General features: G+C 63.5%; 24 protein-coding genes and 2 pseudogenes. 11 read left to right on the forward strand and 15 right to left on the reverse strand.

Annotation, left to right across the window (positions count from 1 at the left end):
- Nucleotides 1–91: 91 nt before the first annotated feature.
- A complete protein-coding gene (locus tag LMTR3_RS32135; protein ID WP_065748951.1) occupies nucleotides 92–691 on the reverse strand; it encodes a histidine phosphatase family protein in 600 nt (199 codons plus the stop codon).
- A 12-nt stretch (nucleotides 692–703) separates the two neighbouring features.
- Nucleotides 704–1,534, reverse strand: coding sequence for an enoyl-ACP reductase FabI (gene fabI / locus LMTR3_RS32140; protein ID WP_065748952.1), 831 nt, complete (start codon nucleotides 1,532–1,534; stop codon nucleotides 704–706).
- Between the two features lie 199 nt (nucleotides 1,535–1,733).
- Between fabI and LMTR3_RS32145 the strand changes: the two genes are divergently transcribed.
- Together LMTR3_RS32145 and LMTR3_RS32150 are read left to right on the forward strand one after the other, a co-directional pair.
- Nucleotides 1,734–2,222, forward strand: a complete 489-nt coding sequence (locus LMTR3_RS32145; protein WP_027537716.1) for an RNA polymerase sigma factor — start codon at nucleotides 1,734–1,736, stop codon at nucleotides 2,220–2,222.
- Nucleotides 2,223–2,275: 53 nt separating this feature from the next.
- Nucleotides 2,276–3,046 (forward strand): anti-sigma factor family protein, encoded by a 771-nt coding sequence (locus tag LMTR3_RS32150; protein WP_065748953.1) that lies wholly within the window; start codon nucleotides 2,276–2,278, stop codon nucleotides 3,044–3,046.
- A gap of 426 nt (nucleotides 3,047–3,472) precedes the next feature.
- Here the strand turns inward: LMTR3_RS32150 and LMTR3_RS32155 are convergent, their stop codons facing one another.
- Both LMTR3_RS32155 and LMTR3_RS32160 read right to left on the reverse strand, forming a co-directional pair.
- A complete protein-coding gene (locus LMTR3_RS32155) occupies nucleotides 3,473–4,441 on the reverse strand; it encodes a DnaJ C-terminal domain-containing protein (protein WP_065748954.1) in 969 nt (322 codons plus the stop codon).
- Between the two features lie 124 nt (nucleotides 4,442–4,565).
- On the reverse strand, nucleotides 4,566–4,973 hold the full coding sequence (locus LMTR3_RS32160) for an RT0821/Lpp0805 family surface protein (protein ID WP_065749014.1): 408 nt from the start codon (nucleotides 4,971–4,973) through the stop codon (nucleotides 4,566–4,568).
- 122 nt (nucleotides 4,974–5,095) lie between these two features.
- Between LMTR3_RS32160 and pdxH the strand changes: the two genes are divergently transcribed.
- Complete coding sequence (gene pdxH, locus LMTR3_RS32165; protein ID WP_065748955.1) at nucleotides 5,096–5,737, forward strand: pyridoxamine 5'-phosphate oxidase; 642 nt, start codon at nucleotides 5,096–5,098, stop codon at nucleotides 5,735–5,737.
- A gap of 41 nt (nucleotides 5,738–5,778) precedes the next feature.
- Nucleotides 5,779–6,531 (forward strand): SDR family NAD(P)-dependent oxidoreductase, encoded by a 753-nt coding sequence (locus LMTR3_RS32170; RefSeq protein ID WP_065748956.1) that lies wholly within the window; start codon nucleotides 5,779–5,781, stop codon nucleotides 6,529–6,531.
- Between the two features lie 118 nt (nucleotides 6,532–6,649).
- On the opposite strand, the gene LMTR3_RS32175 is transcribed toward LMTR3_RS32170, so the two are convergent.
- Together LMTR3_RS32175 and LMTR3_RS32180 are read right to left on the reverse strand one after the other, a co-directional pair.
- Entirely contained in the window at nucleotides 6,650–6,871 is a 222-nt protein-coding gene (locus tag LMTR3_RS32175; RefSeq protein WP_065748957.1) for a hypothetical protein, read from the reverse strand.
- Between the two features lie 129 nt (nucleotides 6,872–7,000).
- Nucleotides 7,001–7,978 carry a magnesium transporter CorA family protein gene (locus LMTR3_RS32180; protein ID WP_065748958.1) on the reverse strand — a complete coding sequence of 326 codons (978 nt, stop codon included), beginning with the start codon at nucleotides 7,976–7,978 and terminating at the stop codon, nucleotides 7,001–7,003.
- 419 nt (nucleotides 7,979–8,397) lie between these two features.
- On the opposite strand from LMTR3_RS32180, the gene LMTR3_RS32185 reads away from it, so the two are divergent.
- On the forward strand, nucleotides 8,398–9,087 hold the full coding sequence (locus LMTR3_RS32185) for a L,D-transpeptidase (protein WP_057843542.1): 690 nt from the start codon (nucleotides 8,398–8,400) through the stop codon (nucleotides 9,085–9,087).
- Between the two features lie 28 nt (nucleotides 9,088–9,115).
- Here the strand turns inward: LMTR3_RS32185 and LMTR3_RS32190 are convergent, their stop codons facing one another.
- Complete coding sequence (locus LMTR3_RS32190) at nucleotides 9,116–10,270, reverse strand: extensin family protein (protein WP_065748959.1); 1,155 nt, start codon at nucleotides 10,268–10,270, stop codon at nucleotides 9,116–9,118.
- An 84-nt stretch (nucleotides 10,271–10,354) separates the two neighbouring features.
- On the opposite strand from LMTR3_RS32190, the gene LMTR3_RS32195 reads away from it, so the two are divergent.
- Complete coding sequence (locus LMTR3_RS32195; RefSeq protein WP_065748960.1) at nucleotides 10,355–11,983, forward strand: fatty-acid--CoA ligase; 1,629 nt, start codon at nucleotides 10,355–10,357, stop codon at nucleotides 11,981–11,983.
- 125 nt (nucleotides 11,984–12,108) lie between these two features.
- Here LMTR3_RS32195 and LMTR3_RS32200 read toward each other — a convergent pair whose 3' ends face one another.
- A complete protein-coding gene (locus LMTR3_RS32200; protein WP_245320066.1) occupies nucleotides 12,109–13,347 on the reverse strand; it encodes an SEL1-like repeat protein in 1,239 nt (412 codons plus the stop codon).
- Between the two features lie 460 nt (nucleotides 13,348–13,807).
- On the opposite strand from LMTR3_RS32200, the gene LMTR3_RS32205 reads away from it, so the two are divergent.
- Nucleotides 13,808–14,659 (forward strand): DUF1499 domain-containing protein, encoded by an 852-nt coding sequence (locus LMTR3_RS32205; protein WP_065748961.1) that lies wholly within the window; start codon nucleotides 13,808–13,810, stop codon nucleotides 14,657–14,659.
- Nucleotides 14,660–14,762: 103 nt separating this feature from the next.
- Here the strand turns inward: LMTR3_RS32205 and LMTR3_RS32210 are convergent, their stop codons facing one another.
- From LMTR3_RS32210 to ribB, 3 genes are all read right to left on the reverse strand, one after another.
- A complete protein-coding gene (locus LMTR3_RS32210; protein WP_065748962.1) occupies nucleotides 14,763–15,680 on the reverse strand; it encodes an MBL fold metallo-hydrolase in 918 nt (305 codons plus the stop codon).
- 129 nt (nucleotides 15,681–15,809) lie between these two features.
- On the reverse strand, nucleotides 15,810–17,024 hold the full coding sequence (locus LMTR3_RS32215) for an acyl-CoA dehydrogenase (RefSeq protein ID WP_065748963.1): 1,215 nt from the start codon (nucleotides 17,022–17,024) through the stop codon (nucleotides 15,810–15,812).
- 175 nt (nucleotides 17,025–17,199) lie between these two features.
- Nucleotides 17,200–18,273 (reverse strand): 3,4-dihydroxy-2-butanone-4-phosphate synthase, encoded by a 1,074-nt coding sequence (gene ribB / locus LMTR3_RS32220; protein ID WP_065748964.1) that lies wholly within the window; start codon nucleotides 18,271–18,273, stop codon nucleotides 17,200–17,202.
- A gap of 171 nt (nucleotides 18,274–18,444) precedes the next feature.
- On the opposite strand from ribB, the gene LMTR3_RS40130 reads away from it, so the two are divergent.
- Nucleotides 18,445–18,888: a tripartite tricarboxylate transporter permease gene (locus LMTR3_RS40130; protein ID WP_084029936.1), complete on the forward strand. Its 444-nt coding sequence runs from the start codon at nucleotides 18,445–18,447 to the stop codon at nucleotides 18,886–18,888.
- Nucleotides 18,889–18,922: 34 nt separating this feature from the next.
- Here the strand turns inward: LMTR3_RS40130 and LMTR3_RS40135 are convergent.
- Nucleotides 18,923–19,192, reverse strand: a pseudogene (locus LMTR3_RS40135) (peptidoglycan-binding protein); the annotation flags it as partial.
- 337 nt (nucleotides 19,193–19,529) lie between these two features.
- Nucleotides 19,530–21,257, reverse strand: coding sequence for a cation:proton antiporter (locus tag LMTR3_RS32235; protein WP_065748966.1), 1,728 nt, complete (start codon nucleotides 21,255–21,257; stop codon nucleotides 19,530–19,532).
- A gap of 190 nt (nucleotides 21,258–21,447) precedes the next feature.
- On the opposite strand from LMTR3_RS32235, the pseudogene LMTR3_RS40430 reads away from it, so the two are divergent.
- Nucleotides 21,448–21,537 (forward strand): annotated as a pseudogene (locus tag LMTR3_RS40430) (DUF3124 domain-containing protein); the annotation flags it as partial.
- A gap of 150 nt (nucleotides 21,538–21,687) precedes the next feature.
- Nucleotides 21,688–22,929: an aminotransferase-like domain-containing protein gene (locus LMTR3_RS32245; RefSeq protein WP_065748968.1), complete on the forward strand. Its 1,242-nt coding sequence runs from the start codon at nucleotides 21,688–21,690 to the stop codon at nucleotides 22,927–22,929.
- Between the two features lie 33 nt (nucleotides 22,930–22,962).
- On the opposite strand, the gene LMTR3_RS32250 is transcribed toward LMTR3_RS32245, so the two are convergent.
- Together LMTR3_RS32250 and LMTR3_RS32255 are read right to left on the reverse strand one after the other, a co-directional pair.
- Complete coding sequence (locus LMTR3_RS32250) at nucleotides 22,963–23,244, reverse strand: helix-turn-helix domain-containing protein (RefSeq protein WP_502686685.1); 282 nt, start codon at nucleotides 23,242–23,244, stop codon at nucleotides 22,963–22,965.
- A gap of 97 nt (nucleotides 23,245–23,341) precedes the next feature.
- Entirely contained in the window at nucleotides 23,342–24,328 is a 987-nt protein-coding gene (locus LMTR3_RS32255) for a Bug family tripartite tricarboxylate transporter substrate binding protein (RefSeq protein WP_065748969.1), read from the reverse strand.
- 35 nt (nucleotides 24,329–24,363) lie between these two features.
- On the opposite strand from LMTR3_RS32255, the gene LMTR3_RS32260 reads away from it, so the two are divergent.
- On the forward strand, nucleotides 24,364–26,061 hold the full coding sequence (locus LMTR3_RS32260; RefSeq protein ID WP_141686904.1) for an FAD-dependent oxidoreductase: 1,698 nt from the start codon (nucleotides 24,364–24,366) through the stop codon (nucleotides 26,059–26,061).
- The last annotated feature ends 196 nt before the right edge of the window (nucleotides 26,062–26,257 follow it).

Raw genomic sequence — 26,257 nt, forward strand, 5'->3', positions numbered from 1 at the left:
CCGTCATTCCGGGATGGTCCGAAGGACCAGACCCGGAATCTCGAGATTCCGGGTTCGATGCTAACGCATCGCCCCGGAATGACGGTCTTCCTTAACTATACTTCCTAAGGCTCCCGTCGCGGAACACGTAGACCGCGCCCTGCTCGATCACGAGGTCGGCGGCGCTTGCCGGCGTCTCGATACCGAGCGCCACCATCAACGCCCGCGCGGTGCCGCCATGGGCCACGGCGACGGTATCCGCGCGCACGGAATCATACCAGTCGCGCATCCGGTGCTGCACCTCGGCATAGGTCTCGCCGCCTTCCGGCGCCATCGTCCACTTCGCTGTCAGCCGCTTGGCATAGAGCACGGGGTCGGCGGCCTGCATCTCGGCCAACGTCGAGCCCTCCCAGACGCCATAGCCGATCTCACGCAGACGATCGTCGAGCGCATAACTCTCCGGCGGCAGTTTCATGGCGCCGCGCACCAATTCCATCGTCGCCCGTGCGCGCGAAAGCGGGCTTGCAACGAACGGCAGCGAGGACGTGTCGCGGCCATCGCGCGCGAGGAGCTCGGCGAGGACATTGCCGGCGTGGGCCGCCTGCTTGCGGCCGAGATCGTTCAGTGGAATGTCCTGCGCGCCCTGCAGCCTGCCTTCCGCGTTCCACGACGTCTCGCCATGGCGGATGTAGTAGATCACGGGCGCAGGCATCGGACTTTACGGCTATTCCTTGGCTACCGAATTGGAGAGCGAGATGTCAGGCGCGTCGGGGCGCTTCATGCCGACGACGTGATAGCCGGAATCGACGTGATGCACCTCGCCGGTGACGCCGCGCGACAGGTCCGACAACAGATACAGCGCGCTGTCGCCGACTTCCTCGATGCTCACGGTGCGGCGCAGCGGCGCGTTGTATTCGTTCCACTTCAGAATGTAGCGGAAATCGCCGATGCCCGACGCCGCCAGCGTCTTGATCGGCCCTGCCGAGATCGCGTTGACGCGGATGTTCTTCTCGCCGAGATCGGCGGCGAGATAGCGCACGCTGGCTTCCAGGGCTGCCTTCGCAACCCCCATGACGTTGTAATGCGGCATCCATTTCTCGGCGCCGTAATAGGTCAGCGTCAGGATCGAGCCGCCATCGGTCATCAGCTTCTCGGCGCGCTGCGTGATCGCGGTCAGTGAATAGCAGGAGATCAGCATGCTCCTGGAGAAGTTGTCCTGCGTCGTCTCCAGATAGCGGCCGTCGAGTTGGTCCTTGTCGGCGAACGCGATGGCGTGGACCACGAAATCGATCTTGCCCCACTTTTCGCGGAGCACATCGAACACCGCGTCGATCGTCGCGGCATCGGTGACGTCGCAATGGCCCAGCAGGAGGCCACCCAGCTCCTTGGCCAGCGGTTCGACCCGTTTCCTCAGCGCATCGCCCTGCCAGGTGAGCGCGATTTCCGCGCCGGCGTCGTGGCATGCCTTGGCGATGCCCCAGGCAATCGAGCGGTTGTTGGCAACGCCGAGGATCACCCCGCGCTTGCCCTGCATCAGACCTGATTTTTGCGACATCTGCTTTCCAATCGCGCTTCCATTCAGGGCTTTCCATCCAGGCTTGGAGGTACACCAGCACTCCCACGCGGTCGAGCCCAAATCCGCCGTTCGGATTAACGCTGTTTCGGGTGCGGCTCAATGGCTGGAATAGACGCGTCAATTGGGTGTTATGTTGGGTAAGGCGTTCGCGCCTCGTAACTCTTGCAATCTGGTGCTGATGAGCGCGTTTCGTCAAAGTGTCGAAGCCATGATTCCGGCGCTCCGTCGCTATGCACGCGCACTCGCGCGCGATGCCGACATCGCCGACGACCTGGTGCAGGATACGCTGGTGCGTGCGTTGCGTTCCGAGCGGCTGTTTCTCGGCGGCGACGTCAGGAGCTGGCTCTACACGATCCTGACCAATTTGAACAAGAACCGGCGGCGGTCGCTGGCGCGGCGGCCGCAATTCATGCCGCTGCTCGACAACAACCCGGACGCCAGCGGCACCGAGGCGGAGGGCCGCGACATTGCGCGTGCGCTGGCAACGCTGGTGGAAGAACAGCGCTCGGTGCTGCTCCTGGTGATGCTGGAAGGGCTGAGCTACCGCGAGGTCGCCGACATCCAGGGCGTGCCGATCGGCACCGTAATGTCCCGGCTTGCCCGCGCACGCGCCCATGTCAAAGCTTCGCTCGAGGGCGAACGCGCGGCGCTCAGGCGGGTGAAATGACGAAGGCGCATGAAACGCGTTACGCAGCAGATCAAGAATAGACAGAGACGACAATGACCGATCGCAACATTCCCGTCACCGAAGACGAGCTGCATGCTTACGTCGACGACGAACTGCCGGCGGAACGCCGTGGCGACGTCGAAGCGTGGCTCGCCTCGCATCCCGACGATGCCGCGCGGGTGCAGTCGTGGCGCGCGATGGCGGAAGCGCTGCGTACCAGGTACGATTCGGTTGTCGACGAGGCGGTACCGAAACGGCTCGATATCGAACGGCTGGTGCGACAGCCGCGCAGATGGGTATACGGCGCGGTGGCGGCGACGTTTGTAGCATTCATCGTCGGCGGTGGCACAGGCTGGTTCGCGCGCGGCGCGGCGACTGCACCTTCGGCTTTCCAAAATTTGACGGTGGATGCGATCGAAGCGCACCGGCTTTACGTGGTGGAAGTGCGGCATCCCGTCGAGGTGCCGGGCAGCGAACGCCATCATCTGCAGCAATGGCTGACCAAGCGCTGCGGCTGGGTCGTCCGCGCGCCGGAACTGGCGGGGGCCGGATTGAAACTTGTCGGCGGACGGCTGTTGCCGGGTTCCGGGGGCCCGGCATCCTTCATGATGTATGAGAGCGCTTCAGGCGAACGTTTCACGATCTACACCGCAAAGTCGGACGCCGAGGCGACGCAGATGCGGTACGCGGCGAAAGGCAAGGAGAGCACCCTGTTCTGGGCCGACGACGGCGTCGTCTATGCGGTAGTGTCTACCGGCGCCGACCGGGGGCGGCTGACCCAGATCGCCCAGGCCGTCTACGATCAGTTGGAGAAGAAGGGCTGACAAAGTAGCCCAGGTGGGAAGCCAACGGGCACGAATGCGCGCCCGTGACAGGCTCAGCGAAACCTCGGGATCGTTGCGACGGGATCACGTGTTCCCGGATTGCGCCGGGCTACGACGGCGAAAAGCGACGAATTGGCAACACCCGCGCCACTTGTCCAAATTCTGACATCGAAAATCTGGAATCAAAACACCGGCGCGTCTCATTAATGCACCGGGTGATCACGCGAAAATGAGTAGCGCTCGATCCGCCGATCGGCGCAAGCGGCCTCGATCGGGGTTTGGTACCGCGCTGGTCCCCCTTTCGAGGCCGCCCCTTTTCCGGGAAACCCTTTGTTTCCAGGAAAGAACTGCGCTTTTTTGGGAAACTCCTGCTCGGAACCCCGCTATCCAACTCCACGCAAAATCTGCGCCGCGAACCCGGCCGAATCAGCCGAAATCGCTGCGCGGATTGTACGGGTGGCCATCGCGCCACCTCTGCATCAATGCCTCGAGCTCGCTATCGTTCCCGTCGGGCAAAATAATTCGGGTGGTGACGAGCAGGTCCCCGGTTTCCCCGGGCTTGGGCAGGCCCTTGCCCTTGAGACGGAAGGTCCGGCCGCTCGAGGTATTTTTAGGGATCGAGAGCTCGACCGCTCCACCCAGGGTGGGCACGCGAACCTTGCCGCCCAACACCGCCTCATAGAGCGTGACGGGCAGATCCAGGCGCAAATCGCTGCCATCGACCTTGAAGAAGGGATGTGGGGCGATGCTGACCGTAATCAGGAGATCACCCGGCGGGTGACCCGGCGCGGTTTCGCCCTGCCCCTTCAGCCGGATCTGCTGACCGGCGGTAACGCCTGCGGGGATCTTGACGTTGAGCTCCTTGCCGGTTGGCAAACGGACGCGCTTTTCCCCGCCCTTGACCGACTCCTCGAGCGACACCGTCATGGTGACGTTCAGATCGAGATCGAGGCCGACTCCACCGGTGTCGAATTCAAAGGTCCGGCCGCCGCCGGCACGTCCGCTCCTGGCTGCGCCGCCGAACATGCTGTTGAGGATGTCCTCGAAGCCCGCGCTGCCCATGCCGCCAGGGCCGCCGCCGCTGCGGAAAGTGTAGGATTCGAAACCGCCTCCACCGGCTCGGCCGCGCGGGTCGCCGGAAAAGCCGCCACCAGGAAAACCTTGGAAGCGCGGTTTGCCATCGGCATCGATCTCGCCGCGATCGAACTGCTTGCGCTTGTCTTCGTCGCCGATGATCTCGTTGGCTGCGTTGATCTCGGAAAATCGCGCCGCAGCCTTCGGATCGTTCTTGTTGTTGTCGGGGTGATGCTTCTTGGCGAGCTTGCGGTAGGCACTCTTGATCGCCGTAGCGCTGGCGCCTCGCGGCACCCCCAAGACCTCATAGGGGTCGCGCATCCGTCACGTCTCCTTCACGGAAATTCGGTTCTTGAAGCTTAGGGCAATTCGCCCGCTTTGGCTTCATCTGGGGAGCCAGTTGCATTTTTGCAACTACCACGTCGCTTGAAGTCGCTTTGAGGCGTTATCCCCTCGTCCACGGCTTAATCGTATGGATTTCCCATCTACCACGACCTGCCTTGCAGGCGGCGCCCTGCAGCCAGCTTTCCGAGCGGCCGTTGACATAGCTCGCCAGGAAATCCCGGCAGGTGCGCCCATCTTCCGCAGAATAGGCCTGGGATAGCGGCGTCACCGAGCCGCGCGCGCCGGTCTCCGGATTTTCCCAGGGCTGGCTGGAATCCTTGTCGCCTTTGGTCAGCACGTCGGAGGCGGCGGTGCGGGCAAAGGCCAGATCGCTCTCGGTCGGCACCGGCGGGACGGCCGATTGCTTGCCCAGTGAACCCGTGACGTGGGCAGCGTCCACCTTGGCGTAGGCATCCGGGCGCGACAGGCTGCAGCCGCCCGAGCCGAGACCGATCAAAATCAACGTCACCACAGCGCCCCTCGGCCCGATCGCCGATAGGCCAACGCGTCCCCATGCCCTATATAGGGCGTGCCCGTATCGGGGCTGCAACGCGTTCTGGGACGCGAGGGTACGCAACTGGGACTCCTGACATGACGGACACGACCTCCATCAAACACCCGACACCGTTAACATCGGGTGATTTTACCGCGGCCGAGGAACCGTTTGCGCTGTTCGCCGAGTGGTTTGCAGAAGCCGTGAAGTCCGAGCCGAACGATCCCAACGCAATGGCGCTGGCGACCGTCGATGCCGACGGGCTACCCGATGTCCGGATGGTGCTGTTGAAGGGCTATGATGCCGATGGTTTCGTGTTCTACAGCCACATCGCCAGCCAGAAGGGCCGCGAACTCGCCGCAAATCCTAAGGCCGCTTTACTATTTCACTGGAAGTCGCTGCGCCGTCAGGTGCGCATCCGCGGCAGCGTGACGCCGGTAACGGACGAGGAAGCCGATGCCTATTTCGCGACGCGGCCGAAGCAGGCGCAGATCGGCGCCTGGGCCAGCAAGCAGTCGCAGCCGCTGGAGAGCCGCTTCGCCTTCGAGCAGGCAATTGCCAAGGTCGCGGCCAAATACGTCATCGGCGAAGTGCCGCGCCCGGCCGGCTGGAGTGGTTGGCGCATTACGCCCCAGCGTTTCGAATTCTGGCACGACCGACCGTACCGCCTGCACGACCGCATCGAATTCCGCCGCGATGCGCCGTCACAAGCCTGGAGCAAGGTGCGGCTCTATCCATGACGTCAAACGCACCCGACGACGTTCAAAGCTGAAAGACCTGCATGCCCGCTCCGTCCAATGCGCCACGGCGCACGTTGCTCCTGACCGGTGCCAGCCGCGGCATCGGTCATGCCACCGCGATCCGGTTCTCCTCGGCCGGCTGGCGCGTCATCACCTGTTCGCGGCACGCCTTCCCGGAAGTCTGCCCGTGGGGCGCCGGCCCAGAGGATCACATCGAGGTCGACCTCGGCAGCCATGACGATACCGTGCGCGCGATTTCCGAGATTCGCAGGCGGCTAGAGAACGACGAGTTGCACGCGCTGGTCAACAACGCGGCGATCTCGCCGAAGGCGCCGGGCGGCGGGCGGCTCGGCACCATGGACACCGATGTCGAGACCTGGAACCACGTCTTTCACGTCAACTTCTTCGCGCCGATCATGATCGCGCGCGGACTGCTCGAGGAGTTGAAACATGCCAGGGGCGCGGTGGTGAACGTCACCTCCATCGCAGGCTCGCGCGTGCACCCGTTCGCGGGCGCGGCCTATGCGACCTCGAAGGCGGCGCTTGCCGCGCTGACGCGCGAGATGGCGTTCGATTTCGGCCGCGTCGGCGTCCGCGTCAACGCGATCGCGCCCGGCGAGATCGACACCTCGATCCTGTCGCCGGGGACCGAGAAGATCGTCGAGCAGCAGATTCCGATGCATCGCCTCGGCACGCCGGACGAGGTCGCGAAGATCATCTACGTGTTGTGCACGGAAACCAGTTCGTATGTGAACGGCGCCGAGATTCACATCAACGGCGGCCAGCACGTTTAGTGCGTGACGGTCTTGCAGGGTGGGCAAAGCGTAGCGTGCCCACCACTTCTTTCAACGCAGGACAATGGTGGGCACGGCGCAAGTGCGCCTTTGCCCACCCTACAAGATCGCTTGCCGGTCACTCCGCGCAAGACTTCCGCTGCGCTGTGCGCAGAGCAGTCGCCGCAGCGACGTTGAACGTGCTCGAACACTCGTCCTCGTTCTCGCCGTCCGCCAGCACAGCACCGCAGTGCCGGCAAAGCCGCGTCGAGAACGCCTGCGCCTTGCCAACGCTGCGGCTCTGCTGATAGCGGGCCAGGTCGATGACGTTGCGTGGCGACATTATAAGTTTCTCAACCATGGGATCCTCGCGGCCTGAGAGACGCGTTATCGCAGACAAGTTTCGACCATTCGTTCAGTCCACCGCTCAAATTTTAGCGGTGGGATTGAACCGATCTTTCGCACATCGGGAACCGCACGGAACTGTGATCTACAGCCACTTCTTCCACTTGAAGAGAAGGTACGGCAGCACTGCTGCCATGAGCATCATGAGTAGCGCCATCGGATAGCCGTGCACCCATTCGAGTTCCGGCATCACCTTGAAGTTCATGCCGTAGATCGAGGCGATCAGCGTCGGCGGCATCAAGACCACCGCCATCACCGAGAACAACTTGATGATGTTGTTCTGCTCGAGATTGACGACGCCGAGCATGGCGTCGAGCGTGAAGGTGATCTTGTTGGAGAGGTAGGAGGCGTGATCGGTCAGGGAACCGACGTCGCGCTGCATGGTCTTGAGCTGCTCGCGCATATCCTTGGACCATTTGACACCTTCCACCACCGCCGACAGGAAGGTGACGACGCGGCCGATCGAGACCAGGCTCTCGCGGATCTTGGAGACCAGGTCCCCCTTGCGCCCGATCGCGATCAGGATCTGCGAGTATCGCTTGGCCTGACCATGCCGTGCGCTTTCGGGCTCGAAGATGTCATGCGAGACTTGGTCGACCTCGGCACCGGCGCGCTCCAGAATGTCGGCGCAGCGGTCGATCACCGCGTCGAGCAATTCCATCAAAACCATTTCCCCTGAGATCCCCGGCATGCATGACCGCGCCAGTTTGTGCCCGACGAGGGCAAACGGCTTCGGCTCATCGTAGCGCACCGTCACAAGGCGATGGCCAGCGAGGATGAAGGTGACGGCCGTGGTCCGCGGCATATCGGTGTCGGATTGGCACATCAGCGTTGCCGTCATGTAGCGAGCGCCGCTTTCGATATAGAGCCGGCTGGAAATCTCGATCTCCTGCATGTCCTCCCGGGTCGGTATCGCGATTCCGGCCAACCGCTCGACCGCGCGGTCCTCCTCCATCGTCGGGTTGAACAGGTCGATCCAGACCGCATTGTCCGGGAACACCGCAGCGTCTGTAACGGGGACCTTCTTGAGAGAGGAGCCGAATGGAACAAATACCGAAAGCATGGGCAACTCCGGAACGGGGCGGGAGTCTCTCTTGTTTGACGCGTTCTTACCGGTACCCACCCCCGGATCAAGTCCAAGGGCATGCTTCGCTTGAAAACGCTATTGCCACCCAGCGGGACCAAACCTGATTCTCGCAAGCGCTTCATGACCCCTGCATTAACCGCCGTCCCATATTTGTGGCGGCGAGGTGGCGCCGGCACGGCCGCCATTCGGCCGGGGTGCCATCTGTGCCCGGAAAGCAACCGGGAGTCGCAAAACTTGCGGCATAAAAGCCACAGCTAGCCTTCCGCAGCGCCGAACAGGGATGCAAATGCTGGCATGTCAGCCGGCTTTTGCGGATAATGGGATTAATGGAATCGTCGCGTTTGAGGCGCAAGATTGTGGCTTGCGAACGCCTGACTTTCGATTGGAAGTATACCATGTCGTCGCTGAAAGTAATTTTGGGGCTGCTCGCCGCCGGCCTTGCGTTGTCCGGCTGCATGCCGGCAACCACCTACCAAGCCGCTCCTGAAGCCACCCTCAAGCCGAACGACAAGGCCCAGCTCGCCAAGGCGCGCTACGCCGCAGTCAAGCCGCCGGAACCGTTCCGCCGCGCCATCGTCGACTATCACCGCAAGGAACTGCCCGGTACCATCGTTGTCGATTCCGACAACCATTACCTCTATCTGGTCCAGGACGGCGGCAAGGCGATCCGCTATGGCGTCACCGTCGGCGAGGAAGCCCTTGCATTCTCCGGCATCGCGCGCGTCGGCAACATGGCGGAATGGCCGAAATGGACGCCGACCGCCGACATTCACAAGCGTATTGAAGGCCTGCCGGCTTCGGTGCCCGGCGGCGTCGACAATCCGCTCGGCGCCCGCGCGCTCTACCTGTACCAGGGCAACCGCGACACACTGTTCCGCATCCACGGCACCAACCAGCCGGAATATATCGGCGCCTCGATCTCGTCGGGCTGCATCCGCATGACCAACGAGGACGTCATCGACCTCTACAGCCGGGTGAAGACGGGCACCGTGGTCGTCGTGCTCGAACCCAAGCAGGGCGACTCGCCGTTCAATTCCAAGATGGCGCTGCAGGGCGGCGGCAACAGCAGCTCGATGGCGCAGTAGCCGACGCCGGTTACACTGCAGTGGAAGATCAAGAGCGCCGGTTTTTCCGGCGCTTTTTCGTTGCGGGCTTCTGCTCGCGCACCGGCTCGGCCTTTTCCGATTTCTCGTCATTCGATTCAGCGTCCGGCTTGGCCGCATCGGGCTTCGCACCAGACTTGTTTGCATCAGGCCTGTCAGGCCTGTTCGCATCGGATTTGGCGTCGTCGGGTTTGGCGGCGACCTCGCGCGGCGGCGCTTCCTCGGGTCGTTCGGCCGGCAATAGCGGCGCTCTCTGCGGCAGCGGGTCCCAGACATCCCATTGGCAGATCCGGTATTTGCCGCGCCGTTCCATCAGATCGAGATGGATGTGGTCCTCGTGGTACCAATCCGAGCCCGGGCCCAGCACCGTCGAGAACCGCGTGCAGGCGGAATGCAGTACGCTCTCGCGCAATTCCCGCGGCACCGTGCGGTCGGTCAGCGAGATCAGGCGGCCGTTGGCGAGCTTGAAGGCGCGCACGTCGAGCGCGTTGGCGCGGCCATGCTCGGAGAGTTTTGCGCCGACGATGCGGTTACGGCCGCGGCACTCGAACGAGTCGAAATTGTCGAGATCGGAGACGGTGCTGCCGAGGCGCTCCGCCAGCGGCGCAATATCTTTGCGGATCCAGTCGGCCAACGCGGACGCCATGGTACAGCGCAGTATTGCCGCCGGCTTCACCGACACCCGCCGCTTGTCCGGCAGCACGATCGCCTCCAGCCGCACCAGGTCCTCGCCGCCGCAGCCGCCGGCGCCGCGGATGTCCGGGATGCTGGGCGCAATGGCGACTTCGTCCGTCAGCGCCAGGCGGCACGCGGAGGGCTGTGGCGTGGGCTGCGGTGCAGGCGCGGCCTGCTCCCTGGCCTTGTCTTTCTCAGGCGACGCCTGCTCCTTCTCGGCCGGCTTCTCAGGCTCGGCAGACGGCGCCTCAGCGGGACGTGGCCTCGGCAGCGGCACAGCCACACGGCGCGCCTTTCCTCGCGCACGCGGCTGCAAATCCCTGAACAGGTCGTCCCACGGCGCGGTACGCGAGGTTTTCGCCGCCCAGGCCGGCTCGGCTGGCATGCCAATCAACAGCGCGGCCGCGGCAGCGGTAACCATTGCCGCTGCAATGCGGCCAAAGGCGCCATTAGCCCATTTTCGGCTTGCTTTCTGCGCGGTAAAGTTCATTTCAATTCCATGAACTTAACCCCGATCCGCCAGCAATGTTCGCGGATCGTGCGGCAATAAAACAACCATCGGAGGAAAGTACGTATGCTCGGATTGATGCAAGATTGGCCTTTGCTTTGCCATCGGATTATCGAACACGCGGCGAAGTATCACGGCACGCAAGAGGTCGTCACGCGGTCGGTCGAAGGTCCCATTCATCGCACCAATTACGCCGAAATTCATGCACGCGCGCTGCAAGTATCGCAACGGCTCGACCGCGACGGCATCAAGCTCGGTGACCGTGTCGCCACCATCGCCTGGAACACCTGGCGCCATCTCGAATGCTGGTACGGCATCATGGGAATCGGCGCGATTTGTCACACCGTCAATCCGCGGCTGTTCCCCGACCAGATCGCCTGGATCATCAACCACGCGCAGGACCGCGTGGTGATCACCGATACCACCTTCGTGCCGATCCTGGAAAAGATCGCGGCCAACCTGCCGAGCGTCGAGCGCTACATCGTGCTGACCGACAAGGCTCATATGCCGCAGACCACGCTGAAGAACGCGGTCGCCTATGAGGATTGGATCGCGGAAGCGGACGGCAAGTTCACGTGGAAGGACTTTGACGAGAATACCGCGGCCGCGATGTGCTACACCTCGGGTACCACGGGCGACCCCAAAGGCGTGTTGTATTCGCATCGCTCCAACGTGCTGCACGGGTTGATGGCCAACAACGTCGACGCGCTCGGCACCAGCGCCGCCGAAACAATGCTGCCGGTGGTGCCGCTGTTCCATGCCAATAGCTGGGGCATCGCATTCTCCGCGCCTTCGATGGGCACCAAGCTCGTGATGCCCGGCGCCAAGCTCGACGGTGCTTCGGTCTATGAGCTGCTGGACACCGAGAAAGTCACCCATACCGCCGGCGTGCCGACGGTGTGGCTGATGCTGCTGAACCACATGTCGGCCAACAATCTGAAACTGCCGCACCTGAAGAGCGTGGTGTGCGGCGGTTCTGCGATGCCGCGCTCGATGATCAAGGCGTTCGTCGACATGGGCGTGCGCGTGCGCCACGCCTGGGGCATGACCGAGATGAGCCCGATCGGCACCGTAGCCGCGCTGAAGCCGCCGTTCGCCGAACTTACCGGCGAGGAGCGGCTCGACATCCTGCAGACCCAGGGCTACCCGCCGTTCGGCGTCGAGATGAAGATCACCGACGATGCCGGCAAGGAACTGCCGTGGGACGGCAAGACCTTCGGCCGCCTCAAGGTGAGCGGGCCCGCGGTCGCCAAGGCCTATTTCAAGATCGATACCGACATCCTCGACGAGGAAGGCTATTTCGACACCGGCGACGTCGCCACGATCGACCAGCATGGCTACATGCGGATCACCGACCGCTCCAAGGACGTCATCAAGTCCGGCGGCGAATGGATCTCGTCGATCGACCTCGAAAACCTTGCGGTCGGCCATCCCGCGGTCGCGGAAGCCGCTGTCATCGGCGTCTATCATCCAAAATGGGACGAACGTCCGCTGCTGATCGTGCAACTCAAGGCCGGCCAGCAGGCAAGCCGCGAGGACATCCTGAAATTCATGGATGGCAAGATCGCGAAATGGTGGATGCCCGATGACGTCGTCTTCGTCGACGGCATCCCGCACACCGCAACCGGCAAGATCCTGAAGACCGCGCTGCGCGAGCAGTTCAAGAGCTACCGCTTCCCCAACGCCGCGGCGTGACGCGAAGCCTTGGCTCGATTCAAGAAGCCTTGGCTCGATTCAAAGAGGCCGCCTTCCGGCAAAGCGGGAGGCGGCCTCTTCCTAAGAAATCTTACTCAAGCGGCGTGCAGCACGCTCGCCCAAGATCAGCGCGAGAGCGCCAGCGCATCGAGCCGCCGCTGCGCGTCGGGCTCGCCCCATTCCTTTGCCCGCTGATACCAGATGCGGGCCTGCGCGACGTCCGCCAGCGGGCCATCGGCACCCATCTGCCTGAGCCGCGCCGGATCGTAGGTGGTGCCGACGAGCAGCGCGGCGCGGGCGTCCTGCGCCTCCGCTCCACGCATCAGCACCAGCCGCGCCGACTGCACATCGCCGGCGGCGAGCAGGTCCTGCCCGCGTTTGATCAGGGCAGCGATCTCCTTCGGATCGAGGCTGCGCACGACCTCCGCCTGTTGCCGCACGGCCGGCATCGGCGGCGCGGCTGCGGCCATGGCGACCGGCGGCGGCGGTGCGACGACCGGGGCTGCGGCAACCGGAGCTGCAACAACCGGGGCTGGCGCGGCAACCGGCGGCGCCGCGACGGGAGCCTTTGGCACAGGCGCCCAGGTCAGCCGCGTGGAGGTGCCGGTGAGCGCCACGCCATTACCGTCGCGCAGTTCAGCCGTCACCAGCATCTGGCCGGTGAAGCCATCCGGCGGAATGACCGAAACGCCGGAAATCTCCGTCGCCGACACGCGCCATTCGCTCGGACCGACACGCTTGCCGGATGTGAGCCGTGCGCTGGCAGGAAGTCCACTGATGGATACGTAGGCGTCGGGCGGCGGAGAGCCGACGTGGATCCCGAGCGGCACGGGATCGTTGGTGAACCCGCTGCCGTCCTGTACGGCCAAGGTCGCCGTACGCCTCGCTGGCTGCGGCTGCGGCGCTGGAAGCACCGACGATTTCACCGACTGCCAGGTGGCCGAAAGCGACGCATTATCCTGGTTGGCCGAGCGCTGCGACGACGGAATGGCCATGACGAGCAGCATCGCGATGCTCGCCGCGATCGCCACCGCAATCGAGAAACGGATGACCTGCTGGAACAGCGCGCGGCGTCCTGACAGGTCGCGGAGCACGGATGGCGCTTCGACCGGCGCGGTCTCCCTCGCCTCCTGCATGGCCTGGGCCACGGCTTTGGTGAACACTTCGGAATCCTGGCGGCGTGCCGGCTTGCTGAAGGGCTGCAAGGGCGGTCCTTCTGTTGGCATTCGCGGACGCCAGCCATCGTCGTTCTGCATCAGCATCGTGCCCGGTTGATCGCTGCCCGTTCGTTCCCTCTGCTCACGCGGCGCATAATATGCCGGATCGTTCGGGCCGACATATCGTTCGTGCTTTGCATCACTCATACTGAACACTCGCCCTCATGGGGCCTTCCGCCATCAGCCCCGCGGACGTATGCCGATTGCGCCCTATCCGATCCTAGAACTCCGGGGGCACAACCGCAATTTTTTTGCGACTCCGCCCGCAACAAGGACCAAGAGTTGAGATCATCCTGCAGCGCTTCCGGCTGACGCCCGCCGTTTCCCCTTTGGCTGGCGTTCGCCGGCGTCCCGTGCAGGACAGTCCCGTGTAGCGGCAAATACGACAACCCGGCGGCGAGAGGTAGACGAAAATTGGACCAACTTCAATGTACAACTAATAATCAATTTACAGGGATGGTTACCCATAAGGTTGCTGCACGCAGCGCATTTGCCCGATTAGTATTGCCTGCAAACTTGAAATTCGCGCCACGCCGTGGTCTCAAGCTTGCGAGTTTGCAGCCGGCCCGCCGGCCACACAGATTTCAGAAACCCGGCAGATTCACCGATGGCCCGAAGGTTTTCCTCTCCTTACCAGTCGGAGCCCGTATCCAGCCTCGCCACCTGGTCGCGCAACCTCGCCATCTTCGCCGTGGTCGCGGTGGTGGTGTCGATCATCATCGTCCGCTTCGGCTTCCTGGAGGTAAAGCCCGCGCTGGCGACGTTCTTCGGCGCGCTCGGTTTGGCCGTGCTTTCCATCCTGGTGGGCCTCGCCGCCTTCGCCGCGATCTGGCAGAACGGCTCGCGCGGCATGGGCCGGATCCTGCTGGCGTTCATGATCAACGCCCTCCTGCTCGCCTACCCGGCCTACCTCGCCCTGCAATACCGCAAGCTGCCACCGATCCACGACATCACCACCAATCCGATCGATCCGCCGCGCTTCGAGGCGCTGGCCAGGCTGCGCAGCGGCGAAGGCGCCAACTCCGCGGTCTATGCCGGGCTCTATTCGGCCGAGCAGCAGCGGATCGCCTATCCCGACATCGAGACCGTGGAGCTCGAAGTGCCCCCGCAGCGAGCCTATGAGGTGACGCTGGCGCTGGTCACCAAGCGCAAATGGCTCGTAATCGACGAACGGCCGCCGCAGCCGCCGCGCCGCATCGCCCGCATCGAGGCGGTGGCGCGAACGCCGATCATGGGATTCCGCGAGGACATCTCGATCCGCATCACGCCCGACGGCGACGAATCGCGCGTCGATATCCGCTCCTCCTCGCGCTATTTCGAAAGCGACCTCGGCAGCAACGCCGCCCGCGTCTCAAAGCTGATCGAGGACATCAACGCCGCCGTCGATAACGCCAAGCCGGCGGCGCCGAAGAAGCCGCAGGCGCCGGCCAAGGCCCAGGCGAAGAATGTGAAGAAGTGACGCGCGAAAGCGCGTCATTCCGGGGCGATGCGGAGCATCGAACCCGGAATCTCGAGATTCTGGGTCTGGTGCTAACGCACCATCCCGGAATGACGTTGCTGGATCACGCCAACCTGTACGTCCCGCCGATCACCGGATCGCCATCGGTCGCCACGATGCCCCGGGAGACCAGATCTTCCAGATGCGCCAGCACGGAATAGCCGGCGGCATTCGTCAGCCGCGGGTCGATGCCGATATAGATCGCGCGGACCATGGTCGGAATGTCGGCCTCGCCCTTGGCAAGCCGATGCAGGATCGAGGCTTCGCGGGCCTGGCGGTGCCGGGTCAGGAAACGGACGTAACGCGGCCCTTCCGGAATTTCCGGCCCGTGGCCTGAAAAATACAGATCCTCCTCGCGCGCCTCCAGCCGCGCCAGCGAGGCCATGTAGTCGATCATCGATCCATCCGGCGGTGCGACGATCGAGGTCGACCAGCCCATCACGTGGTCGCCGACGAAATTGATCTTTCGCTCGGGCCACGCGAACGCCAGGTGATTGGCGGTGTGGCCGGGGGTTGCGACCGCCTCCAGCGCCCAGCCCCGCCCTTCGACGACGTCGCCGTTCTTGACCTCGATGTCGGGCCTGAAATCGCGGTCGGAGCCGGATTCCGGATTGTGCTTTTCGCTCTCGAAGCGTGGCCGCGAGGCGCGGTGCGGCCCCTCGGCATAAACGGGCGCGCCGGTGGCCGCCTTGATCCGCGCGGTGTTCGGCGAATGGTCGCGGTGGGTGTGGGTGACGAGAATATGCGTCACCGTCTCGCCGCGTACGGCGTCGAGCAACGCCTTGGCATGCGCTTCGTCATCGGGACCGGGATCGATGATCGCGACATTGCCCTTGCCTACGATGTAACTGACCGTGCCGGTGAAGGTGAACGGGCTCGGGTTGTTACACAGGATACGCCGCACGCCAGGCCGCGGCTCATCTACGACACCCGGCTTGAGCGGGAAGTCGCGGTTGAACGGGATGTCGTCGTTATCGGCCATGGTTTTTTCTTAACGTCATTCCGGGGCATCGCGCAGCGATGAACCCGGAATCCCGAAGTGGGGGAAAAGAATACGGCGCGAGATTCCGGGTTCGCGCTTGCGCGCGCCCCGGAATGACGAGCAAGGAACCTACGAAAACGCCTGAATCCCCGTGATTGCCCGGCCCAGGATCAGGGCGTGGACGTCGTGGGTGCCTTCATAGGTGTTCACGGTCTCCAGGTTCGCGGTATGGCGCATCACGTGGTACTCGATCTGGATGCCATTGCCGCCGTGCATGTCGCGCGAGACGCGGGCGATGTCGAGCGCCTTGCCGCAATTGTTGCGCTTGACGATCGAGATCATTTCGGGCGCCATCTTGCCCTCGTCCATCAGGCGGCCGACGCGCAATGAAGCCTGAAGGCCGAGCGCAATCTCGGTTTCCATGTCGGCGAGCTTCTTCTGCACGAGCTGGGTTGCCGCCAGCGGCCGGTTGAACTGCTTGCGGTCGAGCGTGTATTGCCGCGCGCGGTGCATGCAGTCTTCCGCAGCACCCATTGCGCCCCAGGAGATGCCGTAGCGGGCGCGGTTGAGGCAGCCGAACGGTCCCTTCAGGCCAGATACGTTGGGCAGCAGCGCGCTCTCCGGCACCACTACGCCGTCCATCACGATCTCACCGGTGATCGAGGCCCGCAAGGACAGCTTGCCGCCGACCTTCGGCGCCGACAGGCCCTTCATGCCCTTCTCGAGAATGAAGCCGCGGATCTGGTTGTCATGCGCGGCCGACTTGGCCCAGACGACGAAGACGTCGGCGATCGGGGCGTTGGAAATCCACATCTTGCTGCCGCTGATGCGATAGCCGTCGGACACCTTCTCGGCGCGAGTCTTCATGCCGCCGGGATCGGAGCCGGCATCCGGCTCGGTCAGGCCGAAGCAGCCGACCCACTCCCCGGTGGCAAGCTTCGGCAGGTATTTCTTGCGCTGGTTCTCGTCGCCATAGGCGTAGATCGGGTACATCACCAGTGATGACTGCACCGAGTTCATCGAGCGATAGCCGGAATCGACCCGCTCGATCTCGCGCGCCACCAGGCCATAGGCCACGTAGCTCGCGTTCGCGCAGCCATATTCTTCCGGCAACGTGACACCGATCAGGCCGAGCTCGCCCATCTCGTTGAAGATCTCGCGGTCGGTCTTCTCTTCCAGATACGCATTGATGATGCGCGGCAACAGCTTGTCCTGCGCATAGGCACGCGCGGTGTCGCGGATCATGCGCTCGTCTTCGGTGAGCTGGTCGTCGAGCAGGAACGGATCGTCCCACTGGAAGGAAGCCGCCGCCGGCTTGTCCTTGGCTTGAGGGCGCACGCTCATGAAAATCCCTTTCGCATCACTGTCCTCATGGAAATTGTCGACAAATTAATGCGCTATCGGCGGAAGCGCAAATGGATTGGGCGGTCGTCATTCCGGGATGGTGCGCAAGCACCAGACCCGGAATCTCGAGATTCTCAGGCCCTAGTTCGCGCTATCGCGCGCCCCGGAATGACGACTACTCCAACTTTTCGTTGGCAACGATCTCGATGCCGAAACCGGATAGCCCCTTGTAGTCGTGCACCGACGAGGTGAGATTGACGATCGAGGTGATGCCGAGATCGCGCAGGATCTGGGCACCAACGCCGACTTCACGCCATTGCCGGTGCCTGTCTGCCTCTGCTGTCTTCTGTTCGCCGACCGGCTCGACGGGAACTCCGGCCGCGCCGTCGCGCAAGTAAACCAGCACGCCGCGGCCGGCCTTCTTGAAATGGTCCAGCACGACCTGCATCCGCGCCTGGCCGGTGAAGAGATCCTTGACGATATTGGGCTTGTGCAAGCGCGTCAGCACGTTCTTGCCGTCGCCAATGCCGTTATAGACGAAGGCAGCGTGTGCGATCTCGTCGAATGGCGAGCGATAGGCATAGCCCTGCAGCGGTCCGATCGGGCTGTCGGTGGTAAACGTTGCGACCCGCTCGATCAACTTTTCGCGCGCCTGACGGTAAGCGATCATGTCAGCGATCGTGACGTGCTTGAGCTTGTGAGTGGCGGCGAATTTCGTCACCTGCTCGCCCTTCATCACAGTGCCGTCGTCGTTCATCAACTCCGAGATGACGCCGACCGGCGGCAGGCCGGAAAGCTTGCAGAGATCGACCGCCGCTTCGGTATGGCCGGAGCGCAGCAGCACGCCACCGTCGCGGGCGATCAGCGGAAAGATATGACCGGGCCGGGCAAAATCATTGGCGCCGGCGTTGGGATTGGCGAGCGCGCGGCAGCAGGAGGCGCGCTCCTCCGCCGAAATGCCGGTGCCGCCATCGGGCTTGTAGTCGATCGAGACGGTAAAGGCAGTGGTGTGATTGGACTCGTTATGCGCCACCATCGGATCGAGCCGCAGCCGCCTGGCGTCGTCGGTGGTGATCGGCGCGCAGACGATGCCGGAGGTGTGACGGATAATAAATGCCATCTTCTCGGCGGTGCAGAGCGAGGCCGCAACAATCAGATCACCCTCGCCCTCGCGATCGTCATCGTCCGTGACGACGACAAGTTCGCCTTTGGCAAAGGCTTGCAGAACTTCCTGGATGCTATCGGCCATTTCTCAAAATCTCGCCAAATCTCGCTAGGTCGAGCAAGTGCATTAGCCGGACTTCAGGGCCAGCGCCAGCGTCAATACGCAGGGCAGAATGGCGCCGACCGGCTCGGCGGAAGCCCTGCCACAACGGGCAGGCATGGCAAAAGGCATTGACGAGGTCCGGCCGCATTCGCCATGGTCACCCCACAAGAACAAAAACAGACGTTGGGGAAGATTGCCTCGGCCTATATCGGCAATGTCATGCTGCTGGCGCTGATTCCGATGGTCGGTGTCTGGGTGAGCCTGCTGCGCATCCCGCACTATCTGTTCATTCCGCTGCTGTTGGTGCTGTCCGTGATCGGCACCTACAGCGTCCGCAACAGCATCTTCGACGTCTGGGTGCTGCTCGCGGCGAAGGCTGCAAGGCCGGATGAGCGGTGCGTCCTTGAGACTGAACGAGTCACCTGCGGAATAGTCCGCCCACCACACCCCCGACAACGCCGTGCACCGCGCCGCCGATCGCGCCGATTGGACCGCCGACACCACGCGAATGGCGAGTACCCCTCCCAGCGCGACGACGGTCTTGACGGCCAGATTTGCCAGCCTCTGCCGTTAGTACCTTGTGCTGGGCGGCGTTGAGGAAGCCAGTCGTAGGGTAGCCGTGCTCCTCCTGCCAACGCGCGATGACCGCGCGAGTCGATTCGTCGAACTTACCATTGACCTTGGTGTCGAACCCAAGCCTGGTTAGCCCACGTTGCACTTGACGACGCTTTGCCTTGGTGAGGCCGATCTGTTCCTCGGTCTCCTGAGTCGCTTCGTCGGTAGCGATTGCCGTATCGGCAGGTGCCAACGTTTCGCGGGGCGTGCTGCTCAGACCAGCCTTAGCAGAGTGCGCGCTGCCGACGATCGCTAGGATGGTCAATGCCAGGATCAAGGCGCGCATGGCCTTTCCTTCGCCCCCAGGTCTGCCGATGGTTCGGTTTAGAAAGTAAAGATACACCGCGCCGTCCTGAACGATCAACAGCCGCGGCGCAACTCCGCTCGTCGCCGGGGTAACTGTTGTCCGCGGCACACAGTTCCCTGGCCTCGCGCCGATTGTTACGCCGCATTGCACGCGGTGGGCATGGGATCGGCGCAACCCCCTTGGCCCTTCCTTGGCCCTTGGGACGTCTAGAGCCAGCGCCGCCGCCGTTAGCCGCTGGCAAGCAATGTCCAGGACGTGCTGCTACGCCCATCCAGCCTGCACAAGCTCGGGCATGACAGCATTCATGGATCGATAGTTACGGCAGCACCTCGCGCCGCTCGCTGAGCAGAGCGTCGGTCTCGGCGCGCTTGTCCTCCAGGAGCCCGGCCTGGGCGGCTTCGATCACCTTGTAGAGTTCGTGGGCGTCGCTGAGCCGCGTCACCGTCACGTAGTCGGCGCCGGCCTCGTAGAGGTCGTTGACGTTGGCCAGGATCTCCGCGGTGGCGACGATCTTGGCGGTCGGGTTGAGCGAGCGGACGTGCCGGACCAGCTTTTCGTTGTCGGCGCCCTTCAACAACGAATCCGGGATGCTGAGGATGATCAACTCGGCCTTGCCGACGCCGGCATGCACCAGCGTATCGACGTTGCTGATGTCGCCATAGACCACGTGCATGCCGCGGTCCGTCAAGGTCCTGAACACCAGCGGATTGAAGTCGATCACGGTGATCTGCTCCAGCGCCGCCGGATTGAGGCGCTCGATCTCGGCAACCAGCGCGCTGGCGGCGCGGAAGAACCCGAGAATGACAACCCGGCGCGCCTCCCCGTGCCCGCCCTCGTGCCCTCCGTCGGCCTCATGCTTGTGATCGAGATCGCGCAAGCCGATCCGCTTCAGCGGACCGATCAGGCCGCGCGTGACCTGGTCGCTGCGGCCCATGACGAAGGTGCTCAGGACCGCCAGCACCACGAAGGCGAACGACGCCGCGCTCGACGTTTCCGGGCTGATATGGTGTGCCGTCACGCCGGTCTGGATCACGACCAGCGAAAACTCCGAGATCTGCGCCAGGTTGATCGCCGGCAGGAGGCTAGCGCGCAGTCCCTGCTTCATCAGATAAAGCGGCGTGAACGTCGTCACCATGCGGCTGACGACGGTGAACGCCGCGATCGCGAGCGCCAGCCCGATCACCGACGCACCGGGGATCGGGATGGTCATGCCGAGCGAAACGAAGAACAGCGTGATGAAGAAGTCGCGCAGCGTCGTCACCTTGGCGGTGACGTCGAGCGCATAGGGGAATGTCGACAGCGATACGCCAGCCACCAGCGAGCCCATCTCGCGCGACAGGTGCAGCCTCTCCGCGATCTCGCCGATCAGGAAGCACCAGGCCAGTGCGCCGAGCAGGATCAGCTCGGGCCGGCGCGCGATCTGGTGGAACAGCCACGGCAGCACATAGCGGCTGAGCACCAGCGCGGTCGCCACCAGCACGCCGACCCGGGCGATCGACAACAGGATCACGCTCACTTGCAGATTGTCGAGGCTCGGCTGCACAGCCAGGAACAGGATCGCGAAGATGTCCTGCAGCACCAGCACGCCGAGCGTAATTCGCCCGGGCAGCGTGTCGAGCTCGCGCTTCTCGTACAGCACCTTGACGATGATGACCGTGCTCGACAGCGCGCAGGCGATGCAGAGATAGAGCGCGTCGAAATGCCCGCTGCCCATCGACAGGCCGATCCCGATAAAGAACAGTATTCCGAGCAGGACGCCGCCGGCCAATTGCCCGCCCGCGGCAAACAGGATCACTTTTCCGGCGCGCACGATCTTCTTCAGGTCGATTTCCAGCCCGATCATGAACAGCATGAAGATCAGGCCAAGCTCTGAGATGACGGTGATCGAATCCTGGGACTCGACCCACTTCATGCCGAATGGACCAATGAAGAAGCCGGCGATAAGGTAGGCCAAAATCAGCGGCTGCCGGGAAAAATGCGCCAACAGGCCGAGCACCCAGGCGAACAGGATGCATAAGGTGATATCGCGAATAAGCTCGTGCATGGTTCCGGACTTCCCCCTTTTGCAACCTAGAGGTCCCGGCGCAAGGGTCAAACAAGCAATGTGTCACAGCCATAGAATGGGGGCTTTTCTCGCGATTCTGGCCGCGTTGTCGATCCCTTACGCCCCCACCGCCAGCGCCCGGACCGCAGGCGGAATCGAACAGAATTTCGCAAATTCCCGCCCCCTGATCCCCGAGCGGATCGCCTATTTCGACACATCAGGCAAGATGGCGGGGAGCTACCTCAAGTCCCCGATTGCGTTAAAACCGCTCGCGACCGTAGAGGCGCCGATGGTCGTCGGCGCCGGACTTCATGCCTTCGTCAGCCAGGCCGATCAGGATCGTCGGCAAGAACCAGGCTGAACGACGACGACGAGACAGAGAGCCGCCCGGTCGGCCCTCTCAACAAGAAACAAGATGGAGTGAACATTCATGTCTACCGCTTCGTTCGATTTTGCGCCCTTGCTGCCCGCCGGATTGCCGGCACCGGCAGCGCGGTGGACCGGCCTTGCCAGATACAGCTTTGTCGGCGGCAACAATGATCCCGAGCAGGTTCCGGTCGATGGCCTGATCGACGCCGTCAATACCGTGCTCCGGCGCGAGGGCAAGACGCTCGCGACCTACGGCCTCGCCAGCGGCCCGCAGGGCTATCGTCCCTTGCGCGAATTCCTCAGTGCGAAACTCAAGCGCGACGCCGGCATCGCCTGCATTGCCGACGATATCATGATCGTCTCCGGTTCGCTGCAGGCGCTCGACCTCGTCAATCAAACCTTGCTCACGCGCGGCGACACCGTGCTGGTCGAGCAGGAGACCTATCAAGGCGCGCTGACCCGGCTGACGCGGCTCGGTGTCAAGGCGGTCGGCATCCCTCTCGACGAGCAGGGCATGCGGATGGATGCGCTGGCGGCAGCCCTTGCCGACCACAAAAGCCGCGGCATCATGCCGAAATACATCTACACCATCCCGACCGTGCAGAACCCGACCGGCAGCATCCTGCCGGAGACGCGGCGCGCCGAGATGCTGAAGCTGGCGCAGCAATATGGCGTGCCGATTTTCGAGGACGATTGCTACGCCGACCTGATCTGGAGCGGCGAGCGGCCGCCCGCGATCTACGCCATGAGCAAGCACGGCGGCGTCATCCACATCGGCTCGTTCTCGAAGTCGATCGCACCGGCGCTGCGGGTCGGCTTCATCGTGGCCCCTTGGGAGATGATGTCGCGGATGCTGGCGCTGAAGACCGACGCCGGAAGCGGCGCGCTGGAGCAGATGGTGCTGGCCGAGTATTGCGCGCCGCATTTTTCGACCCACGTGCCGAAGCTGACGCGCGGCCTGCGCACCAAGCTCGACACGCTGATGGAAGCGCTCAACGAGCAGTTCGGCACCTCGGCCGAGTTCGAGGAGCCCGAGGGCGGCATCTTCCTGTGGGTGAAGCTGCCCGACAATGTCGACACGCTAAAACTCTATCAGGCCGCGCTTGCCGCAGGCGTCGCCATCAACCCGGGGCCGGAATGGTCGACCGACAAGGCCTATGCCGGCAGCCGGCTGCGGCTGTGCTTCGCAAGTCCCTCGCATGAACAGATCCGCGAAGGCGTCGCTGTGCTTGCCGAAGTCTGCCGCAAGGAGTTCGGCGTGCCGGCACGGATCGCGAATGTGGAGAAGCGGGCGCGGAGTTGAGCCGAGTCCGGGCTCAACTCGCCGCACGAAACGCTATTCGCCGCGAAACACCAGCGCGATCCGCAGCAGGAGCACGATCGAGACGTTGCCCTTGCCGGCTTCGATCTGGGCCACGTAGCGCTCCGACATGCGGGACCGGCGTGCGAGCTCGCGGCGCGACATGCCGCGAAGCGCGCGCATTTCACGGACCCGGTCCCCGAGTTGGGTGAGAAATTCGCTCTCGTGCGGCAGCCGCCCGTCCTCGTCATAGGGAATTGGCCCGGCTGGGCGGTCCGTCGCTGCCTCGCTGTGGGATAGGCCTTCGCTGTGTGCCACGTTCGATCCTTTTGCCCGGCATCGTCGCCAAGCAAGAAGGCCGTCGCATTGATCGAGATCAAATGGCGTCGCCCGGCCGCAAGCCGTGACCGGTGTCCTATTCAGCCTTGATCCCGGCCTCGGTAATCAGCCTGCCCCATTTCACGCTTTCGCTCTGGATGAATTTTGCAAAAGCCTCGGGCGACGTAGGCGCGGGTTCGGCGCCGAGAACGCGGATTTTTTCGATCGCCGCGGGATCGCTCAACGCCTTCACGAAGGCGGTATTCAGCGTTTTGACGATGTCGGGCGGCGTGCCGGCGGGCGCGACGATGCCGAACCAGCCGACGGATTCGAATCCGGAGAGGCCTTGCTCCGCCAGCGTGGGAACATCGGGCAGGAAGGCCACGCGTTTCGCGGCAGAGACCCCGAGCGCCTTCAACTTGCCGTCGCCGATCAACTGCTTGGATGCAGGGATATCCAGCACGGCCAGCGGGACGTGGCCGGCAAGAACATCCGTCGTCGCCGGCGCGGTGCCGCGATAGGCGATCAACTGAATTCTGATACCGGCCTTCTGGTTGAACAGGGCCGAGGTCAGGTGCATCGCCGTGCCGTTGCCGCCATGGCCGATCGACAGACCCGCCGTTTGAGCCTTGGCCTTGGCAATGACATCGGCGACCGAGGCAATGGCCGATTGTTGCGAAGACACCAGCACGAACGGGATTTCCGCCAGCAAGGTGACCGGCGCCAGATCCTTGATCGGATCGAACGCCATCGCCGCGCGGTTGAGATGGGGATTGACGGTCAGCACGCCGGCTGCGGCCACGCCGAGCGTGTAGCCATCAGGTGCCGCCTGCGCCACCGCGCCGATCCCGATATTGCCGCCCGCGCCCGCCCTGTTCTCGATGACAATGGGCTGACGCAGCGTTTCCGAAAGCAGGGGCTGCAGGGCGCGGATTACGATATCGGCACTGCCGCCGGGCGGAAACGTCACGATGATCTTGATGGGTTGATCGGGATATGCGTTTGCTGCTTCAATCGCCGACAACGACAGCGACAAAGCAACAACAAGGGCGCGGATCATGCCTTGCCGGATCGACGGAAACATTGAGGGTCCCCCGATGATCTCTGTGGCGCTCAGTAATGCATGATCGTCCCAACGCAGCAAGCGACAAGGCGGCAGGTGACATGGTGAAGACCAGCGTTCTCGTGGTCGGCGGCGGTCCGGTTGGTCTCACTTTGGCTATGGACCTCGCATCGCGGGGAATATCCGTCACTGTCGTGGAAACACGCGCCGCCGGCGAGCCGCCGAGCGTGAAATGCAACCACGTCTCGTCGCGCTCGATGGAGATTTTTCGCAGGCTCGGCCTGGCACAGAAGCTGCGCGATGCCGGATTGCCGGCCGACTATCCGAACGATTGCTCTTACCGCACCACGGCAACGGGCATCGAGCTCTCGCGTATCCTCATTCCCTGCCGGCGCGATCGCTATACCGCCACCGGCGGGCCAGACACCGGTTGGCCGACGGCCGAGCCGCCGCACCGCATCAATCAGATCTATATGGAACCCGTGCTGTTCGCCCACGCCGCCGCCATCGACGGGCTGCAGATTCTGAACCGCACCGCATTGGAGGATTTCGGCGAAGTCGATGAGGGCATCGTTGCAACCGTCCGCAACCTCGATACCGGAGCTGCCTTTCAGATTCACGCCGATTTCATCGTTGGTTGCGATGGGGCGCGTTCGCTGGTTCGCAAGGCGATCGACGCCAATCTGCAGGGAACGCCGATCATCCAGCGCGTGCAATCGACCTACATCCGCGCGCCCGCCCTGCTCGGTCTGATGGACCGGCCCGCCTGGATGACGCTGTCGCTCAATCCGCGGCGCTGCGGCACGGTGGTCGCGATCGACGGCCGCGAGAACTGGCTGATCCACAATCACCTCAATCGCGAGGATGAGACCTTCGAATCCGTCGATCGCGATGCCTCGATCCGCGCCATCCTCGGCGTCGGCCCCGAGTTCGAATACGAGATTCTGAGCAAGGAGGACTGGGTCGGCCGCCGCCTCGTCGCCGACCGGTTTCGCAAGGGACGCGCCTTCATCTGCGGCGATGCCGCGCATTTATGGATGCCCTACGCCGGCTACGGCATGAATGCCGGGATCGCGGACGCAACGAACCTCGCATGGCTGCTCGCCGCCTATCTGCAGGGCTGGGCCGACATCGCCATCCTCGATGCCTATGAGGCCGAGCGCCTGCCCATCACCGAACAAGTGTCGCGCTTTGCGATGGAGATGGCGGGCAAGGTCTTGAGCCAGCGTCGCACCGTTCCTGATGCAATCGAGCAGCCGGGGCCGGAGGGCGATGCCGTCCGCAAGCAGGTCGGGCAAGCGGCCTATGATTTGAACGTGCAGCAATATTGCTGTGCCGGCCTCAACTTCGGTTATTTCTACGATCGCTCTCCGATCATCACCTATGACGGCGCCGAGCATCCGGGCTTTACGATGGCGGACTTCACGCCGTCCGCGACGCCGGGCTGCCGGCTTCCGTTCGCGAAACTGTCGGACGGACGGCCGGTCTATGATGCGCTCGGGCCGGGCTACACGCTTTTGCGGTATGATCCGGACGTTGTGGTTGCGCCCTTGACCGATGCGATGCGCGCCAATGGCATCCCGTTTGAAATCGTCGATGTACCCGGCGACCAAGCGCCGCCGACCGGCGGCCACAAACTCATCCTTGCGCGCACCGACCAGCATGTCGCCTGGCGGGGCAACGCCATCCCTGACGATCCAGCGCCGCTCGTCACCAAGCTGATCGGCCGAGCCGGAGAGTCCGCTTCCGCCTAAGACAAGGCGATTCATCGCACCTCATGCTGTGAGGGACGCAGCGGCGGCAGGGTTCCCTCCCCCCTTGCGGGGCTACGGGATCCCCGAAAGTGATTCCCCGGATTTTGTGAATGTGATTCAAGGCCTTTCGACCTATTTTGGCGGGAGGCATGCGATGTCTTTTGGCGATATTCGGGTTGCTGAGCGTGCTGATTGG

Source organism: Bradyrhizobium sp. LMTR 3, from assembly GCF_001693485.1.
GTDB lineage: Bacteria > Pseudomonadota > Alphaproteobacteria > Rhizobiales > Xanthobacteraceae > Bradyrhizobium.